This window comes from Myroides sp. C4067 (assembly GCF_038039665.1).
Lineage (GTDB): Bacteria > Bacteroidota > Bacteroidia > Flavobacteriales > Flavobacteriaceae > Flavobacterium > Flavobacterium odoratimimum.
The window spans coordinates 166,340-186,354 of record NZ_JBBPHJ010000005.1; the positions used below are offsets into that span (position 1 = coordinate 166,340).

Here is a 20,015-nt window from a genome sequence, read left to right on the forward strand (position 1 = left end):
AACTTAGAATGGTGTTAGAAAAATGGTTTTGTTTGCTTAAGATTCAAGATCAGTTTTCTGGGTTATTATAGTGTGATCGAAGAACTAACCAAAGTATAAAAATTGATATATATAATAGTATGAAGTATTATCCAAACGAAATTGAAGCTAAATGGCAGAAATTTTGGAAAGAAAACCAAACTTTCAAAACAGAAAATAATGTTGACAAGCCTAAGTATTACGTATTAGATATGTTCCCTTACCCATCTGGAGCAGGATTACATGTGGGGCACCCACTCGGATACATAGCTTCGGATATTTTTACTCGTTATAAACGTCAAAAAGGTTTTAATGTTCTTCATCCACAAGGATATGATAGCTTCGGGTTGCCAGCTGAACAATATGCTATCCAGACAGGACAACATCCTGCTGTGACTACAGAAGTAAATATTGATCGTTATAGAGAACAATTAGATAAGATCGGTTTTTCATTTGACTGGAGTAGAGAGGTGCGTACTTCGAATGCGGATTATTATAAACACACACAATGGATCTTTATCCAATTGTTCAATTCGTGGTATAATAAAGTAAGTGATAAAGCGGAATCTATAGATACATTAGTAGCTATCTTCGAAAAAGAGGGGAATGCAAATGTACAGGCTGTGTCTGATGATGCGATCGAGATCTTTAGCGCTGCTCAGTGGAATGCGTTATCAGCTGATGAGAAAGAGGTGATTCTATTAAAATATAGAATGACTTACTTAGCAGAAACTGAAGTTAACTGGTGTCCTGCTTTAGGAACGGTATTAGCGAATGATGAGATTAAAGATGGTCTGTCTGAAAGAGGAGGACACCCTGTAGTTAGAAAAAAAATGAAGCAATGGAGTATGCGTATTTCTGCTTATGCAGAGCGTCTACTTCAAGGGCTAGAAGATATCGACTGGACAGAGAGTATTAAAGAGAGCCAAAGAAACTGGATAGGGAAATCTGTGGGAGCATCTGTAGTATTTAACTTGAAAGAAAGTGATGATACGATAGAAGTGTTCACTACTAGACCTGATACTATCTTTGGGGTGAGTTTTATGACTCTTGCTCCAGAGCACGATTTAGTAAGAAAGATTACTACAGCAGAACAAAAAGAAGCTGTAGAAGCTTATATAGATGCTACTTCTAAGAGAAGTGAGCGTGACCGTATGGCTGATGTGAAGACTATCTCTGGTGTGTTTACGGGAGCGTATGCGGAGCACCCGTTCACAAAAGAATCTATTGAAATCTGGATAGGTGATTATGTGTTAGCTGGATACGGTACAGGAGCTGTAATGGCTGTTCCTGCTGGAGATACAAGAGACTATGCTTTTGCAAAACACTTCGGTATTACAATCAAAAATATCTTTGACAAAGATATCTCAGAAGAGGCGTATGCAGAGAAAGAAGGTTTCTTATTAGTAGAGTCTGATTTCTTAAATGGATTAGGGTTTAAAGAAGCTACTCTTAAGGCTATCGAAGCATTAGAGAAAATAGGACATGGAAAAGGAAAGACAAACTACCGTTTGCGTGACGCAGTATTTTCACGTCAGCGTTATTGGGGTGAACCATTCCCAGTGTACTATGTGAACAACCTTCCTAAGATGATTGACAAAAAATACTTGCCAATCGTTCTTCCTGAAGTAGAGAAGTATTTACCAACAGAAGATGGTCAACCACCTTTAGGTAATGCAGCTGTATGGGCGTGGGATACTATTAATAATAGAGTAGTAGAAAACGAAAAGATAGATGGGGTAACGGTATTCCCTCTAGAGTTAAACACAATGCCTGGGTGGGCTGGTTCTTCTTGGTACTGGATGCGTTATATGGATCCTCAGAATACAGAAGATATCGCTTCTCCAGAAGCATTAGCGTATTGGCAAAATGTAGATTTATATATAGGAGGTAGTGAGCATGCTACAGGACACTTATTATATAGCCGTTTCTGGAACAAATTCTTAAAAGATATGGGAGTGGCTCCAACAGAAGAGCCTTTCAAGAAATTGATTAACCAAGGAATGATTTTAGGTACTTCTGCCTTTGTTTATAGAATAGAGGGCACAAATAAATTCATTTCTAAAGATATGATCAAGGATGAGAAGGTTCAACAGCTATATGCTTATGTTGGATTAGTTAATTCTTCATCAGAATTAGATACAGAAGGATTTAAAGCATGGAGACCTGATTATGCAAATGCAGAGTTTGTATTAAATGCCAATGGTAAGTATATCGTAGGACATGAAGTTGAGAAGATGTCTAAGTCTTACTTCAACGTGGTGAATCCGGATGATATCTGTGATGAGTATGGAGCGGATACACTTCGTCTATACGAAATGTTCTTAGGGCCATTAGAACAAGCTAAACCATGGAATACAGCTGGTATTTCTGGGGTAGCCGGTTTCTTAAAGAAATTGTGGAGATTATATGCTGATGATAATGGTGTGATCGTGACAAATGATGAGCCAACAGCAGAGATGTATAAATCACTTCACAAAACAATCAAGAAGGTAACTGAGGATATAGAGAACTTCTCTTTCAATACTTCAGTTTCACAGTTTATGATTTGTGTAAATGAATTGTCACAGCTAAAATGTAATCACAGAGCTATTTTAGAACCATTAGCAATTGTGGTATCTCCTTATGCTCCACATATTGCAGAGGAATTATGGTCTATGCTAGGACATACTACATCTGTGACGTATGCAGAGTTCCCAGAATTCAATGCATCTTACTTAGTAGAGAGTGCAAAAGAGTATCCTGTGTCGTTTAATGGAAAGATGAGATTTAAGATTGAGTTACCATTAGATTTATCAGAAGAAGAGATTAAAGCAATCATCTTAGCAGACGAAAGAACAGTAGCTCAACTTCAGGGTAGAGAGCCTAAGAAAGTAATTATTGTTCCTGGTAAGATTATTAACTTAGTTGGATAAATTACGGAATGATTTAAGTCTTAAAGTGTACTTAGAATCACAGATAAATAAAAAGCCTCAACAGTGATGTTGGGGCTTTCTTTTTAATTAAAAAAAGGTTATTAGATTTAACTAATAACCCTTTGTATTATATGGTGTGATTTATTTGCCTGGGCGCAATAAAAGTGAGAGTTCAAAGTCTTTTTGAATAGCTCTCAGGTTGCGTTCTGCTTCTAGTCTAGTTTTATAATTTCCTACTAAAACTTTGTAAGAAGGATTGGTATAAATTATCGTAGCATTAACATCTGGATAAAGTCTTCTAAAGTTGTTTAAGGCAACTCTCGCTTCTGCGTTTTTGCCGTAAAAAATCTGAATTTTGTATTTATCGTTAACAGTTGTTGACGTATTTGTGTTTTTCTTCTTATTTAGTAGTTCTTTTATGGCTGAGGGTTCGTTTAAAGTGGTTTTAGACGATTGAGCTATAATTACGTGATTAGTAAATAGAACTAGAATTAAGACAAGAAAATTTCTTAAAAATCTCATAATGAATAATGTTTATGGCAAATTTACAAATTATCTTGATAATGAGGTAATCGTATGTTATTTAGAACGTATATAAATTGTATTTTAAGCATAGTAAAGGTTTTAAGAGTAACTCATAAATTGTATTTTTGTCGGAGTTTGTAAATAAGGTGTATAAGATAGCGGTCTAATTGGCTGTTAAATAAGACCAAGTTTAGTTGAAAATCATTTTATAACTATGAAAAAAGTGGGTAACCATAATTCGTTTTCAAAGATTTTATTCTTTTGTTTAGCGTTAATGCTATCGTTTACTACAATTTCGTTTGCTCAAGATGTGGCAAAAGGTAAGGAATTGTTTAACTCTAACTGTGCAGCATGTCACAAGTTGGATGGAAATTCTACTGGACCAGCTCTTCGTGGAGTAGTTGAACGACATGATGTAGCTTGGCTACACAAGTGGATTAAAAGTAGTTCTTCATTGATTAAATCTGGAGATGCTGCTGCTGTTAAATTATTTAACGACTGGAATAAGGTTGTTATGAATGACTTCCCTGGATTGTCAGACGAAGACATTGATAATATCTTAGCTTATACTTCAGAAGAGAAAGCTGCTCCTGCACCTCCAACTGATGGGCAAGGTGGAGCTACTAGTCAAGCTAACAATGATGGTGTTTCTAATATTATTGTATTAGGAGCTTTAGTTGTTGTATTGATGCTTCTAGTAACTATGTTATTCTTCGTTAAGAGAGTATTAAACAAAGTAGTAGAGGTTAATGGATTAACTCCTGAAGTACGTAAATCAATTCCATTGTGTACAGCATTCGTTAAAAATAAATTTTTAGTGATTGTTTCTGTTATCGTATTAGTGTTATTCGGATCGTACTTCGCGTATGGATGGATGATGCAAGTAGGTGTTGACCAAGGGTATGAGCCAGTACAACCAATTCACTTCTCTCACAAGATTCACGCTGGAGATAACGGTATTGACTGTAAATACTGTCACTCTGCTGCAAGATCTAGTAAAACTTCAGGTATTCCTTCATTGAACGTTTGTATGAACTGTCATGAGAATATCAATGAGTTTACAGGTGAAGCTGGAAAAGACTACGGTAAGTACACTCCAGAGTTCTATACTGCAGAGATTCAAAAATTATATGATGCAGTAGGATGGGATCCTTCGACAAATAAATATACTGGAAAAGAGAAGCCAGTTAAGTGGGTTAGAATTCACAATCTTCCTGACTTCGCATACTACAACCACTCTCAACACGTAAATGTTGCAGGTTTAGAATGTCAAACTTGTCACGGACCAGTTGAAGAAATGGAAATTATGAGACAACACTCTCCATTAACAATGGGATGGTGTATTGACTGTCACAGAAAAACTGACGTTAAGTTAGAGAGCAATGAGTACTACGCTAAAATTCACAAAGAATTATCAGAGAAGTACGGAGTTGAGAAATTGACTGTAGCTCAAATGGGAGGTTTAGAGTGTGGTAAATGTCACTATTAATAAATTAAGAATAAGAAGCTAATATATATATACAATGGCATCAAACAAAAAATACTGGAAAAGTGTTGAGGAGCTGAATGAAAATAGTTCTATTGTTGAGTCGCTAAGAAACAATGAGTTTGTTGAAGAAATTCCTACTGATGAATTTCTTGGAGATCAAAGTAAATTGTCTTCTTCATCAACTACTCGTCGAGACTTTTTGAAATATGTAGGTTTTTCTACTGCAGCAGCAACTTTAGCTGCATGTGAGGGACCTGTTGTGAAATCTATTCCGTATGTAGTACAGCCAGAAGAGATTATTCCTGGTGTTGCAGATTATTATGCAACGACTATTGCTGATGGATTTGACTTTGTAAACGTTCTGATCAAAACTCGTGAGGGGCGTCCAATCAAAGTTGATAATAACAGACTAGCTAATGCTTACTCAGGAGCTAACGCTCGTGTGAACGCATCAGTTTTATCAATGTATGATAGCCTTCGTTTGAAAGGATCTAAAATCAGTGGTAAAAGTGCTTCATGGGATGAGGTAGATGCAAAAGTTAGAGCAAGTCTACAAGATGCAAAAGCAAATGGAGGAAACGTTGTATTATTAACGAATACAATGGCTAGCCCATCTACTGATAAAATTATAGCAGAGTTTATCGCTGCTAACCCAACAGCTAAACACGTTGTATATGATGCTGTATCTTCATCTGCTGCTGCAGATGCTTATGAGAAGGCTTATGGTGTACGTGGATTAGCAGATTACGATTTCGGTGCTGCTGATGTAATCGTTTCTGTAGGTGCTGATATCTTAGGAGATTGGCAAGGAGGAGGATACGATTCAGCTTACGCTCAAAAACGTATTCCTAAAAATGGAAAAATGTCTAAGCATATCCAAATGGAGGCAAATATGTCTTTATCAGGAGCTAATGCTGACGTGAGAATTCCATTAACTGTAGCTAATCAAAAAGCTGCATTAGTTAAGTTATACAATGCTATCGTAGGAGGAAGCGCTTCTGCTCCAGCTGTAGATAAGTATGAAGATGCTATTAAAAAAGCAGCTAGTCAACTTAAATCTGCTGGAAATAAAGGAGTTGTTGTAACAGGTCTTGATGATGTAAATGCTCAATTATTAGTATTTGCAATCAACGAAGCGTTACAATCTGAAGCTTTCTTACCAGAGCAAACAAAATATGTTAGACAAGGTAATGCTACTCAAGTAGGACAATTAGTAAAAGATATGAACGCTGGTAAAGTTCACACGTTGATTATGTCAGGTGTTAACCCAGTGTATACTTTAGCTGATTCTGCTGCTTTCGTAGAAGGATTGAAAAAAGTAAAAACGTCAGTTTCTTTCTCATTGAAAGAAGATGAAACAGCTTTACTTTCTACTGTTGCTGCTGCAGCTCCACACTACTTAGAATCTTGGGGAGATGTAATGATTAGAAAAGGTCACTACTCTGTAACTCAACCTACAATCCGTCCATTATTTGACACTAGACAATTACAAGATTCATTGTTATTATGGTCAGGAAGCAATACTGCATACTATGACTATGTTAAGAATGTAGGTAAGTCTTATGTAGCTGATAAAACTTGGAATCAATTAGTACACGATGGTTTTGCTGTTGTTGGAACAAACTCTAAAGTAAGTGCTTCTGCTGATTTCTCAGCTGCTGCATCTGCATTAGCTTCTGCTAAGAAAGTAGACGGTTTAGAGTTAGTATTCTATACTAAAACTGGTATGGGAGACGGACAACAAGCTAATAACCCTTGGTTACAAGAGTTCCCAGACCCTATCACTCGTGTATCTTGGGATAACTACGTAACTGTAGCTCAAGCTGATGCTGAGTCATTAGGAATTAAAAATTATCACGTTGCTAATGGTGGTCTTAATGGTAGCTATGTAACTATCGAAGCTAACGGTGTTAAATTAGAGAAAGTACCTGCTATTATCCAACCTGGACAAGCTCAAGGAACTATCGGTTTAGCATTCGGTTACGGTAGAAAAGCTGCATTAAAAGAAGAAATGCAAGTAGGTGTTAATGCTTACACATTATACAAAGACTGTAATGGAGTACAAAGTGCTGCTATTACTCAAGTAGGTGGTGATCATGAGTTCGCTTGTGTTCAGTTACAAAACACTTTAATGAGTAGAGGTGATATCTTAAAAGATACTACATTAGAGATCTTCAATACAAAAGATGCTGAAGACTGGAATATTAAACCTGTGGTTTCTTACGATCACCAGACTGTACAAGCTTCTACTATTGATATTTGGGAATCATTTGATAGATCAGTTGGACATCACTTCAACTTATCAATTGATTTAAATGCATGTACTGGATGTGGTGCTTGTGTTATCTCTTGTCACGCTGAAAATAACGTACCTGTAGTAGGTAAGTCAGAAGTCAGAAGAAGTAGAGATATGCACTGGTTACGTATCGATAGATACTACTCTTCAGAAGATACATTCGCAGGAGATATCGAGAAAAAAGTTAATGCAAGTGGATTCGGAGAATACCGTGAAGTGTTCCAAGAATTAGAACATCCAGCTGAAAACCCACAAGTGGCTTTCCAACCAGTAATGTGTCAACACTGTAACCACGCTCCATGTGAGACTGTGTGTCCAGTAGCTGCTACATCTCATGGTCGTCAAGGACAAAACCATATGGCTTATAACCGTTGTGTTGGTACAAGATACTGTGCAAACAACTGTCCTTACAAAGTTAGACGTTTCAACTGGTTCTTATATTCTCAGAACGATGCTTTCGATTACAACATGAATGATGATTTAGGACGTATGGTATTAAACCCAGACGTTGTAGTTCGTTCAAGAGGGGTAATGGAGAAATGTTCATTATGTATCCAAATGACTCAATCTACAATCTTAAAAGCTAAGAATGAAGGTAGAGCAATTCGTCCAAATGAATTTGAAACTGCATGTTCTGCAGCTTGTTCAAGTGGAGCGATGGTATTTGGTGATGTAAATGATAAAGAGTCAGAAATTACTAAATTAGCTGAGTCAGATAGAGCTTACCATTTATTAGAGCACATTGGAACAAAACCAAATGTATTCTATCACGTTAAGGTTAGAAATATCTAGTTAAAAGAATTATTAATTAAAGAAACATATAAAGGATTATGTCGTCACATTACGAAGCACCCATTAGAAAACCTTTAGTTATTGGTGAGAAATCATATCACGATATAACTGTGGATGTGGCTAGACCTGTAGAAGGGAGAGCGAATAAACTATGGTGGAGAGTTTTTACTTTAGCTTTATTAGCGTTTCTATGGGGAGTAGGTTGTATGGCTTACACTGTAGGTACAGGTATTGGAACTTGGGGATTAAATAAAACCATTGGATGGGCTTGGGATATTACCAATTTCGTTTGGTGGGTAGGTATCGGTCACGCTGGTACGTTAATTTCTGCAGTATTATTATTATTTAGACAAAAATGGAGAATGGCGATCAACCGTTCTGCTGAGGCAATGACAATTTTCTCAGTAGTTCAGGCTGGTTTATTCCCTATCATTCACATGGGACGTCCATGGTTAGCATATTGGGTATTACCTATTCCTAACCAGTTCGGATCGTTATGGGTTAACTTTAACTCACCATTATTATGGGACGTATTCGCGATTTCTACGTATTTATCAGTATCATTAGTTTTCTGGTGGACTGGTTTACTACCTGACTTCGCTATGTTACGTGATAGAGCTATAACGCCATTTACAAAAAGAATATACTCAATCTTATCATTTGGTTGGTCAGGTCGTGCAAAAGACTGGCAACGTTTTGAGGAAGTGTCATTAGTATTAGCTGGTTTAGCTACTCCTCTTGTACTTTCTGTACACACGATTGTATCTTTTGACTTTGCCACTTCAGTTATTCCTGGATGGCACACTACAATCTTACCTCCATATTTCGTAGCAGGAGCTATCTTCTCTGGATTCGCAATGGTAAATACCCTGCTTATCATCATGAGAAAAGTTTCTAACTTAGAAGATTATATTACAGTACAACACATTGAATTAATGAACATTATTGTAATGATCACTGGTTCTATCGTTGGGGTAGCATATATTACTGAGTTATGGGTTGCTTGGTATTCAGGAGTAGAGTATGAACAATACGCTTTCTTAAACCGTGCAACAGGACCTTACTGGTGGTCTTACTGGTTAATGATGACTTGTAACGTAATTTCTCCACAGGTAATGTGGTTCAAGAAAATTAGAACTAATATCTTAGCATCGTTTGTTATCTCTTTAGTAGTAAACGTGGGGATGTGGTTTGAGCGTTTCGTAATTATCGTTACATCATTACACAGAGATTACTTACCATCTTCATGGACAATGTTCCAACCTACATTCGTAGATGCTGGTATTTACATCGGTACAATTGGTTTCTTCTTCGTATTATTCTTATTATATTCAAGAAGTTTCCCTGTAATTGCACAAGCAGAGGTAAAAACAATCTTGAAATCTTCAGGAGAGTTTTACAAAAAAGAAAGAGACAGCAAAGAGAATCATCAATCTTTAAATCATTAATATATTATGAGTAATAAAGTAATTCACGCACTATACAACGATGATGATGTGTTGTTACATGCTGTAAAAGAAACACGAGATGCTCATCATCATATTGAAGAAATCTATACACCATTCCCAGTACACGGTCTAGATAAGGCTATGGGATTAAAACCTACAAGATTAGCTATTTGTGCTTTCTTGTATGGTTTAGTTGGACTTTCTTTTGGTACATTCATGATGTATTATATTATGATTGTAGATTGGCCACAAGATATTGGAGGTAAACCAAGTTTTAGCTTCATTCAGAATATGCCATCATTCGTTCCAATTATGTTTGAGATGACTGTATTATTTGCAGCTCACTTAATGGTTCTTACTTTCTTTATGAGAAGTAAATTATGGCCTTTCAAGAAAGCTGAGAATCCTGATGTTAGAACTACAGATGATCACTTCTTAATGGAAGTAGCTTTGAAAACTGATGAAGCAGCAGCGATTGAGTTCTTCAAACAAACGGGAGCAGTTGAAGTTAAAGTAATTGAAAAGCAATTGTAGAATGAAAACGATATATAAAATAGTAGCTTTAGTAGGGGTATCAGTTTTGACTACTTCTTGTTTTAATAAAGAACGTTCAAACTATCAATTCATGCCAAATATGTATGAGTCATCTGCATATGAGACATATTCTGAAGTTCCTACTACAGTTTTTAAAAATGGTAAAGAAGGTCAGTTACCTGCTGAAGGATCTATACCACGCGGATTTTCACCTGAGGAGTATGAGAATACTACAGAAGGTTTAGCAATGGCTAGATTAAATCTAAAATCACCATTATCTGCTGAGGAGAAAGATTTAGAAAAAGGTAAAGAGTTATATACAATTTACTGCTCAGTTTGTCACGGAGGAGCTGGGGATGGAAAAGGTAATTTAGTGAAGAAAGAAAAATTCTTAGGGGTTCCTAACTATAAAGATAGAGAACTTACAGAAGGAGGAATCTACCACGTAATTACTTATGGTTTGAATTCAATGGGATCTCATGCTAACCAATTAACTCAACATGAACGTTGGTTAGTAACAGATTACGTATTAAAATTGAAATCAGAATAATAAATTGTAAAACTTATTTGAAAGTTTAGATATGTACACATTTTCAAAAAATTTGAAGACTTTTGCAATCGTCCTTATGGTTCTTGGACTTGTAGGGATTGCATATGGTTTCTTCAGTGCCCCTAAGACAACTGCTGAAGTAGAGCAGATCTTAACTGAGCAAGCTCATCATGATGGTGGTGAGCATCATGTATCTGCTGCAGACCACTCTGTGTCTGACGCTGATCATGCTGAACATCAAAAACATTTAGAACATGTTCTTGGTCAAATGCAAAACAAACCTTGGACAGCGTTATATGTAGCTTGTATATTCGTTATGTTAGTAGCTGTAGGTATTTTAACTTTTTATGCTATTAACAATGCTGCTAGTGCTGGATGGTCTCCAGTATTATTCAGAGTAATGGAAGGATTATCTGCTTATGTATTACCAGGATCAGTTATATTCTTCGTGATTTTATTAATTTCTGTATTGGGAGGAAACCATTTATTTATATGGGCTGACCAAGCAGTAGTTGATGCAGATCCAATTATTCAAGGAAAAGCTGGATACTTAAACGTACCTTTCTTCTTAATTAGAACAGTTATCTATTTAGCAGGATGGAACTTTTATAGAATTTATGCTCGTAAACAATCTTTAGCTTTAGATGAGAGTGGTGATCAAACTTACTACAAAAAGATATTTAAAGCTTCAGCTGCTTTCTTAGTATTCTTTATTGTTACTGAGTCTATGGCATCTTGGGATTGGATTATGTCAATTGATACTCACTGGTATAGTACATTATTCGGATGGTATGTGTTCGCTAGTTTCTTCGTAACAGCTATTACAACTATCGCTTTTGTTACTCTTTATTTAAAGAACAAAGGATACTTAGAATATGTTAATACTAGTCATATTCACGATTTAGCTAAATTTATGTTTGGATTAAGTATATTCTGGACTTATCTTTGGTTCTCTCAATTCATGTTACAGTGGTATTCTAATATTCCAGAGGAGGTAACTTACTTCATCTTCAGAATTCAAGAGTATAACTTACCATTCTTCGGAATGTTAGTATTGAATTTCTTATTGCCATTATTATTATTGATCAATACAGATTTCAAACGTTTAACTTGGATTGTTGTAATGGCAGGATCTTGTATCATCGTAGGTCACTATATTGACTTCTTTATGATGATCTCTCCTGGTACAGTTGGAGGTTCTTGGTTTATTGGTGTTTCTGAGATAGCTTCACTTATTTTCTTCATCGGATTATTTATCTATGTAGGATTTAGTGCAATTGCTAAAGCGCCATTATTAGCTAAGAATAACCCATTGATTGAAGAGAGTAAACATTTTCACTATTAATATTTAAAAATAAACAAATGACAAGTTTATTAATATTAGCTGCGGTTGTATTATTAGGAGTTGCTGTATGGCAATTGACGAAAATATTTGATTTAACTCAAGTAGGTTCTCACCCTGATGATATTTCTACAGAGATCGCTAATGAGAAGGATAATAACATCAATGGTTATTTGACTTTCGCTTTCTTAGGATTCATCTATATCTTTACTATATTCTGTTTAGTTGAGTATGGAAGCTTTCCTTTGATGGATAACCCTGCGTCAGAGCACGGAAAAGAGGTTGACAATTTAATGTGGATCTCAATGGGGTTAATTTTTGTTGTTCAAATTTTTACTCAGTTCTTATTACACTACTTTGCATTCAAAGGACGTGGAATAAACGGTAGAAAAGCTCGTTTCTATTCAGATAATGATAAGTTAGAAGCTCTTTGGACAATTATTCCTGTAATTACATTATCAGGTTTAATTCTTTATGGATTATTTGCTTGGAATGATATTATGTTTGTAGATGAAGAAGAAGACGTTCTTATTGTTGAAGTATATGCTAAACAATTCGGATGGGATGTTCGTTACTCTGGAACAGATAACACTTTAGGTAAAGCTAACGTTCGTTTTATAGAAGGTATCAATTTAGTTGGGGTAGATATGTCTGACCCGAATGCTGCTGATGATAAAATGGCAAAAGAATTACACTTACCAAAAGGTAAAAAAGTAGTATTAAAATTCCGTTCTCAAGACGTACTTCACTCAGCTTATTTACCTCACTTTAGAGCACAAATGAACTGTGTTCCTGGTATGGTTACTCAGTTTGCTTTCGTTCCTACTGTTACTACAGCAGAAATGAGAGAGCGTGAGGCGATTGTAAAAAAAGTTAGTAATATTAACGATATTAGAGCTGAAAGAAGCCAAGAGTTAATCGCTAAAGGAGAAGAGGCATTAGAACCTTATTCATTTGATTATTTAATTTTATGTAATAAGATTTGTGGAGCTTCTCACTATAACATGCAAATGAAAGTTGTTGTAGAGACTCCTGAAGAATTCGAATCTTGGTTAAAAGAGCTTCCTACATTAAAAGAGCAAGTTGCTGCTGAAAAAGCTAGCAACGCACCTGCTCCAGCAGTAGAGGAAGTTCCTGCAGCAGTTGAAGAAGTTGAAACTGAAGCTATCGCTCAAGTAGGAAAATAAAACTCACATATTAAAATCAATCTATAACTATGTCAGTAGAAGGACACGAAAACAATCACGATCACTCACATGATCATGATCATCACGATAAAGGGAACTTCTTTACTAAATATGTGTTTAGTTTAGACCACAAGATGATTGCTAAACAATACTTGATTACAGGTATTATTATGGGAATCATCGGGATTGGAATGTCTCTGTTATTTAGAATGCAAATTGCTTGGCCAGAAGAATCTTTCACAGTATTCAAATGGTTTTTAGGTGATAAAATGGCTCCTGATGGAGTTATGAAAAATGATGCTTATCTTGCCCTAGTAACGATGCACGGTACCATAATGGTATTCTTCGTTTTAACTGCTGGATTAAGTGGTACGTTCTCGAACTTACTTATTCCATTGCAGATTGGAGCACGTGATATGGCTTCAGGATTCTTAAATATGTTATCTTATTGGTTATTCTTCATCTCTGCAGTATTAATGATTATTTCATTATTTGTAGAAGGAGGACCAGCATCTTCTGGATGGACAGTATATCCTCCATTGAGTGCATTACCACAGGCTATTCCTGGTTCAGGAATGGGGATGACATTATGGTTAGTATCTATGGCAATCTTTATCGCATCTTCTTTAATGGGATCGTTAAACTATGTTGCTACAGTAATTAACTTAAGAACTAAAGGAATGTCTATGACAAGATTACCATTAACAGTGTGGGCTTTATTTACTACAGCTATTATTGGTATCGTATCATTCCCAGTTTTATTATCAGCAGCTTTATTATTGTTATTCGATAGAAGTTTTGGAACATCATTCTTCTTATCAGATATTTATTTAGCTGGAGAGGTATTACATTACCAAGGAGGTTCTCCTGTATTATATGAGCACTTATTCTGGTTCTTAGGTCACCCTGAGGTATATATCGTAATTTTACCAGCGATGGGTATTACGTCAGAAATTATTGCTTGTAACGCTCGTAAACCAATTTTCGGTTACCGTGCGATGATTGCTTCTATCTTAGGTATTGCTTTCTTATCAACAATTGTATGGGGACACCACATGTTCGTATCTGGTATGAACCCATTCTTAGGATCTGTATTTACATTTACTACATTGTTGATTGCAATTCCTTCAGCAGTAAAAGCATTCAACTATATCACTACAATTTGGAGTGGTAATATCCAAATGAACCCTGCAATGTTATTCTGTATTGGATTCGTATCTACGTTTATTACAGGAGGTTTAACAGGGATTATTTTAGGAGATTCAACATTAGATATCAACGTTCACGATACATATTTCGTTATTGCTCACTTCCACTTAGTAATGGGTATTTCTGCTCTTTACGGAATGTTTGCTGGTATCTACCACTGGTTCCCTAAAATGTTCGGACGTATGATGAATAAAAACTTAGGTTATATCCATTTCTGGGTAACTGCAGTTTGTGCTTACGGAGTATTCTTCCCAATGCACTTCATCGGATTAGCTGGTTTACCACGTCGTTATTATTCAAATACTGCATTCCCATTATTTGATGAGTTCTACGATGTAAACGTGTTAATTACAGTATTCGCTTTAGTTGGATCTGCTTTCCAATTAGTGTTCTTATGGAACTTCTTCTATAGTATTTTCTATGGTAAGAAAGCTACTCAGAACCCATGGAGAAGTAACTCTCTTGAGTGGACTACACCAGTTGAACATATTCATGGTAACTGGCCTGGAGAATTACCAGTTGTTTACAGATGGCCTTATGACTATAGTAAACCTGGATTACCAGAAGATTACGCTCCTCAAAACATGCCATTCGTTGCAGGTGAAGAGGAATTACATCACTAAGATTATATTTCTTATAGATATTAAAAAGTCATCCGAAAGGATGACTTTTTTTGTTAGTGTAGACTCTGATATTTGAATTATATTTGTACTATGAATGAGAATTTAAACCCAACTAATAAGCACTTTTCTTCTGATGAATTAGATGTTGAGAAGAAGTTACGCCCGCTGTCTTTTGATGATTTTGCTGGGCAAGATCAGGTATTAGAGAATTTAAAGATTTTCGTTGAAGCTGCTAATCAAAGGGGAGAAGCTTTAGATCATACTTTGTTTCATGGACCTCCAGGACTTGGTAAGACTACGTTAGCTAATATTTTAGCTAATGAACTTGATGTGGGAATTAAGATCACTTCTGGGCCAGTTTTAGATAAACCAGGTGATTTAGCTGGATTATTAACTAATCTTGAGGAACGTGATGTTTTATTTATTGATGAGATTCATCGTTTAAGCCCTATAGTAGAAGAGTATTTGTATTCTGCTATGGAGGACTTTAAGATTGATATTATGATAGAGTCTGGTCCGAATGCACGTACGGTTCAGATTCATTTAAATCCTTTTACATTAGTAGGTGCGACTACTCGTTCTGGTTTATTGACTTCACCTATGCGTGCTCGTTTTGGTATTCAAAGTCGCCTTCAGTATTACAATAAGGAACTATTAGCGACTATTATTGAACGTAGTGCTTCTATATTAGGTGTTCATATTGATCTAGAAGCTGCTATAGAAATAGCGGGAAGAAGTAGAGGAACACCTCGTATTGCAAACGCATTGTTGAGACGTGTACGTGATTTCGCACAGATAAAAGGGAATGGTGATATTGATATCGAGATTTCTAAATACGCCTTAAATTCATTGAATGTAGATTCTTTTGGATTAGATGAAATGGATAATAAGATATTGAGTACGATTATTGATAAGTTTAAGGGAGGACCAGTAGGATTATCTACCTTAGCGACTGCTGTTTCTGAGAATGGTGAAACAATAGAGGAAGTTTATGAGCCTTATTTAATTCAAGAAGGTTTTATTGTTCGAACTCCAAGAGGGCGTGAGGTAACTGACAAAGCTTATAAACACTTAGGTAGAGAAAGAATTCATCCACAAGGTGGGCTTTTTGATATGTAGTGGTCATAGAAGTGATTAAATGATTGAAAATAAAAGTAAATATTCTAATATTATAAAAGCCGAGGCCAAACGCCTTGGCTTTTCGTCTTGTGGTATTTCTAAAGCGGATTTCTTAGAAGTTGAGGCTCCTCGTTTAGAGCAGTGGTTGAATAAACAAATGCATGGGCAGATGTCTTATATGGAGAATCATTTTGATAAACGCCTTGATCCTAGATTACTTGTAGAAGGAGCGAAAAGCGTTGTGTCATTAACTTTAAATTACTACCCAGAAGAAAGACAAATTAGTGATAGTTATAAAATATCTAAGTATGCTTATGGAGAGGATTATCACCATGTGATAAAAGATAAGCTGAAAGAGCTTCTGTACTTTATAGAAAGTGAAATAGGGGCTGTAGATGGACGTGTATTTGTTGATTCTGCACCAGTCTTAGATAAAGCTTGGGCAGCTAAGGCTGGCTTGGGATGGGTCGGTAAGAATAACAATTTGATTAATAGAAAAAGCGGTTCTTTCTTTTTTATTGCTGAATTAATAATTGATTTAGAATTAGAAGAAGACGGCCCTACTACTGATCATTGTGGAACGTGTACTAAATGTATAGATGCTTGTCCTACAGAAGCTATTGAAAGTCCTCATATTGTAAACGGGAGTAAATGTATTTCATATCTCACCATAGAATTGAAAGATGATATTCCAACCGACTTTAGTGGGAAATTAGATAATTGGATGTTTGGTTGCGATGTGTGTCAAGATGTTTGTCCGTGGAATCGCTTTGCATCTCCCCATAAAGAGCAAAGATTTATTCCTAATAATGCGTTAATAGAGTATTCAAAGCACGAATGGAAAGAACTTACGAAGGAGACTTTTAATGAAATTTTTAAAAAATCTGCAATTAAAAGGACGAAATATGAGGGCTTGTTGCGAAATATGCAATTTTTAGGGGAGTGAATTTCGTAAATCCGAATTATATTACAAAAAGGTTATCTTTGTTCATCACGTTAAATGTAAATATATGAATAAAGATAGTTTACGTAGAGAAGCACTTAAATACCATGCTGAACCAACGCCTGGTAAGATACAAGTTGTTCCTACGAAGAAGTATTCATCACAAAGAGACTTAGCCTTAGCATATTCACCAGGTGTAGCAGAGCCTTGTCTGGAAATTGCAAGCGATGTAAATAATGTATATAAATATACAGCAAAAGGAAATTTAGTTGCTGTTATCTCTAACGGTACTGCAGTACTAGGACTTGGAGATATCGGAGCTGAAGCATCTAAGCCAGTAATGGAAGGAAAAGGATTGCTGTTTAAGATTTTTGCTGATATTGATGTTTTTGACATTGAAGTAGATACTACTGATGTAGATAAGTTTATCGAAACTGTAAAAAACATTTCTCCAACTTTCGGAGGAATTAACTTAGAGGATATCAAAGCTCCTGAATCTTTTGAAATTGAAAGAAGATTGAAAGAAGAGTTAGATATTCCTGTAATGCACGATGACCAACATGGTACTGCTATTATCTCAGCAGCAGCTTTACTAAATGCAGTAGAGTTAGCTGGTAAGAAAATGGAAGAAATTACGATGGTAGTTTCTGGTGCAGGTTCAGCTGCTATCGCATGTGCTAAGTTGTATGTAGCTTTTGGTGTTAAACAAGAGAATATAAAAATGTTTAACAGTAAAGGTGTTTTAAAGAAAGACGATACACGTATTTCAGATTTACAAAGAGAGTTTGCTGTTGATAGTGATATCTCTTTAGCAGATGCTTTAAAAGGGACTGATGTATTTATCGGATTGTCTACTGCGGATGTATTAAAACCAGAAATGCTTTTAGGGATGGCAGATAACCCAATCGTGTTTGCGATGGCTAATCCAAGACCTGAAATCGACTATAACCTTGCAACTTCTACACGTAAGGATGTTATTATGGCTACTGGTCGTTCTGACTTCCCTAACCAAGTTAATAACGTATTAGGTTTCCCTTATATCTTTAGAGGGGCATTAGACGTACGTGCTACTAAGATTAACGAAGAAATGAAGATGGCTGCTGTAGTAGCTTTGGCTAAGTTAGCTAAAGAGCCAGTGCCAGAGCAAGTAAATATTGCTTACGGAGAGACTAAGTTTACTTTCGGTAGAGAATATATTATCCCAAAACCATTTGACCCTAGATTGATATCTGTTGTTCCTCCTGCAGTTGCTAAAGCAGCAATGGAAAGTGGAATAGCACTTGCTCCAATTACAGATTGGGAAGAATATAAATCTTCTTTAGAAGAAAGAATGGGGTCAGATAATAAATTAGTACGTATGTTAATCAACCGTGCTAAGACTGAACCAAAACGTGTGGTATATGCTGAAGCTGACCATTTAGATGTATTAAAAGCTGCTCAGATTGCTTATGAAGAAGGAATGGTGACTCCAATCTTATTAGGAGATAAAGAAACTATTCAAGAGCTTAAGAAAGAAATAGAGTTTAATGATGATGTAGAAATTATTGATCCTAAGTCTGATGAGCAAAAAGAAAGAAGAGCTGCTTTTGCTAATGCTTATTGGGCAACTAGAAAGCGCAAAGGAGTTACTTTATACGATGCAGGTAAACTAATGTTAGAAAGAAACTACTTTGCATCTATGTTAGTGAATGAAGGGCAGGCAGATGCTATGTTGACAGGATATTCTCGTAGTTATCCTAATGTAGTTAAACCTATCTTAGAATTAATACCTCGTGCGCAAGGTGTAAGCAGAGTAGCTACAACGAACTTAATGATGACGAAGAGAGGACCAATGTTCTTAGCAGATACTGCTATTAACCCTGATCCTACAGCTGAAGATTTAGCTAAAATAGCCGTGATGACAGAGAAGACTGTACGTATGTTCGGTATGGAACCTGTTGTTGCAATGTTATCATATGCTAACTTTGGGTCTGCACCTAATGCTTCTCCAACAAAAATGAAAGAGGCAGTTAGTATCTTACATGATCAACATCCAGAGATGATTGTAGATGGTGAAATTCAGATCGACTTCGCTTTAAATAGTGAAATGTTGAAGAAGAAATTCCCTTTTTCTAAGTTAGTAGATAAGAAAGTAAATACACTTATTTTTCCTAACCTAGATTCTGCTAATATCACTTATAAAATGTTGAAAGAATTGAATAAAGCGACTTCTATTGGTCCTATTATTTTAGGTTTAGATAAAGCTGTTCACGTATTCCAACTAGGTGCTAGTGTTGATGAGATGGTTAATATGACAGCTGTAGCTGTAGTAGATGCTCAAGTACGCGAGAATCGCAAAAAGAAATAATATACTGGTACTCTGAATAGTAGTTGTGCGATTAGTTATTTGTTAGTAGATAGTTAATATTTATTGTTATTTTTGAAGTAAAATTTGATATAATAATGATAGCACATATTCAAGGACGCCTAGTAGAAAAAACAGCCACAGAAGTGGTAATAGATTGCGGGGGAGTAGGATATCTTATCCATATTTCCCTGCATACTTTTTCTCAAATTGGTTCCTCAGAAAATTTGAGATTATATACTTACCTACAAATAAAAGAAGACGGACATACTCTGTTCGGTTTTATAGATAAAATAGAACGTGAATTATTTAAACTATTGATATCAGTTTCTGGTATTGGTGGTAATACTGCGCGTAATATGCTTTCATCTATTGCTCCTAAAGAGCTTCTACAAGCTATTGCTTCTGCTGATGTAAAAACAATCCAGTCTGTAAAAGGGATTGGTGCTAAAACTGCTCAGCGTGTTATACTTGACTTACAAGAAAAGGTAATAAAATTGTATAATATTGATGAAGTTTCTCCTGTTATTAACAATACAAATGCAGATGAAGCGTTATCAGCTTTAGAGGTATTAGGTTTTGTACGTAAATCAGCTGAGAAAGTTGTTGATAAGATTATGAAGCAAACACCTGATGCATCTGTTGAATTCATCATTAAGCAAGCTTTAAAAAACTTATAAA

General features: G+C 35.8%; 14 protein-coding genes. 13 read left to right on the forward strand and 1 reads right to left on the reverse strand.

Going from position 1 to position 20,015, the window contains the following annotated elements; translation table 11 throughout:
- The first annotated feature begins 119 nt into the window (after nt 1-119).
- Nucleotides 120-2,933, forward strand: a complete 2,814-nt coding sequence (gene leuS / locus AABL87_RS05365; protein ID WP_341277057.1) for a leucine--tRNA ligase — start codon at nt 120-122, stop codon at nt 2,931-2,933.
- 141 nt (nt 2,934-3,074) lie between these two features.
- On the opposite strand, the gene AABL87_RS05370 is transcribed toward leuS, so the two are convergent.
- Complete coding sequence (locus tag AABL87_RS05370) at nt 3,075-3,455, reverse strand: SPOR domain-containing protein (protein ID WP_006257366.1); 381 nt, start codon at nt 3,453-3,455, stop codon at nt 3,075-3,077.
- A gap of 217 nt (nt 3,456-3,672) precedes the next feature.
- Here AABL87_RS05370 and AABL87_RS05375 point away from each other — a divergent pair, with 217 nt between their 5' ends.
- From AABL87_RS05375 to ruvA, 12 genes are all read left to right on the forward strand, one after another.
- Nucleotides 3,673-4,947 carry a cytochrome c3 family protein gene (locus AABL87_RS05375; RefSeq protein WP_058699267.1) on the forward strand — a complete coding sequence of 425 codons (1,275 nt, stop codon included), beginning with the start codon at nt 3,673-3,675 and terminating at the stop codon, nt 4,945-4,947.
- A 34-nt stretch (nt 4,948-4,981) separates the two neighbouring features.
- Entirely contained in the window at nt 4,982-8,035 is a 3,054-nt protein-coding gene (locus AABL87_RS05380; protein ID WP_341277058.1) for a TAT-variant-translocated molybdopterin oxidoreductase, read from the forward strand.
- A gap of 38 nt (nt 8,036-8,073) precedes the next feature.
- Complete coding sequence (gene nrfD, locus AABL87_RS05385; RefSeq protein WP_006257363.1) at nt 8,074-9,483, forward strand: NrfD/PsrC family molybdoenzyme membrane anchor subunit; 1,410 nt, start codon at nt 8,074-8,076, stop codon at nt 9,481-9,483.
- A 6-nt stretch (nt 9,484-9,489) separates the two neighbouring features.
- A complete protein-coding gene (locus AABL87_RS05390) occupies nt 9,490-10,017 on the forward strand; it encodes a DUF3341 domain-containing protein (RefSeq protein WP_006257362.1) in 528 nt (175 codons plus the stop codon).
- A 1-nt stretch (nt 10,018) separates the two neighbouring features.
- On the forward strand, nt 10,019-10,567 hold the full coding sequence (locus AABL87_RS05395; RefSeq protein ID WP_025125387.1) for a c-type cytochrome: 549 nt from the start codon (nt 10,019-10,021) through the stop codon (nt 10,565-10,567).
- A 31-nt stretch (nt 10,568-10,598) separates the two neighbouring features.
- Nucleotides 10,599-11,912, forward strand: a complete 1,314-nt coding sequence (locus tag AABL87_RS05400) for a hypothetical protein (protein WP_006257360.1) — start codon at nt 10,599-10,601, stop codon at nt 11,910-11,912.
- Nucleotides 11,913-11,929: 17 nt separating this feature from the next.
- On the forward strand, nt 11,930-13,096 hold the full coding sequence (locus AABL87_RS05405) for a cytochrome c oxidase subunit II (protein WP_006257359.1): 1,167 nt from the start codon (nt 11,930-11,932) through the stop codon (nt 13,094-13,096).
- A gap of 29 nt (nt 13,097-13,125) precedes the next feature.
- Nucleotides 13,126-14,928, forward strand: a complete 1,803-nt coding sequence (locus AABL87_RS05410) for a cytochrome c oxidase subunit I (RefSeq protein ID WP_006257358.1) — start codon at nt 13,126-13,128, stop codon at nt 14,926-14,928.
- 90 nt (nt 14,929-15,018) lie between these two features.
- Nucleotides 15,019-16,047, forward strand: coding sequence for a Holliday junction branch migration DNA helicase RuvB (ruvB, locus tag AABL87_RS05415; protein ID WP_006262802.1), 1,029 nt, complete (start codon nt 15,019-15,021; stop codon nt 16,045-16,047).
- A gap of 19 nt (nt 16,048-16,066) precedes the next feature.
- Complete coding sequence (gene queG / locus AABL87_RS05420; protein ID WP_006257356.1) at nt 16,067-16,993, forward strand: tRNA epoxyqueuosine(34) reductase QueG; 927 nt, start codon at nt 16,067-16,069, stop codon at nt 16,991-16,993.
- 64 nt (nt 16,994-17,057) lie between these two features.
- Nucleotides 17,058-19,337 (forward strand): NADP-dependent malic enzyme, encoded by a 2,280-nt coding sequence (locus AABL87_RS05425; protein WP_006257355.1) that lies wholly within the window; start codon nt 17,058-17,060, stop codon nt 19,335-19,337.
- A 95-nt stretch (nt 19,338-19,432) separates the two neighbouring features.
- The gene (gene ruvA / locus AABL87_RS05430) at nt 19,433-20,014 is read left to right on the forward strand and encodes a Holliday junction branch migration protein RuvA (protein ID WP_006257354.1); all 582 of its coding nucleotides are present in this window, start codon (nt 19,433-19,435) and stop codon (nt 20,012-20,014) included.
- The last annotated feature ends 1 nt before the right edge of the window (nt 20,015 follow it).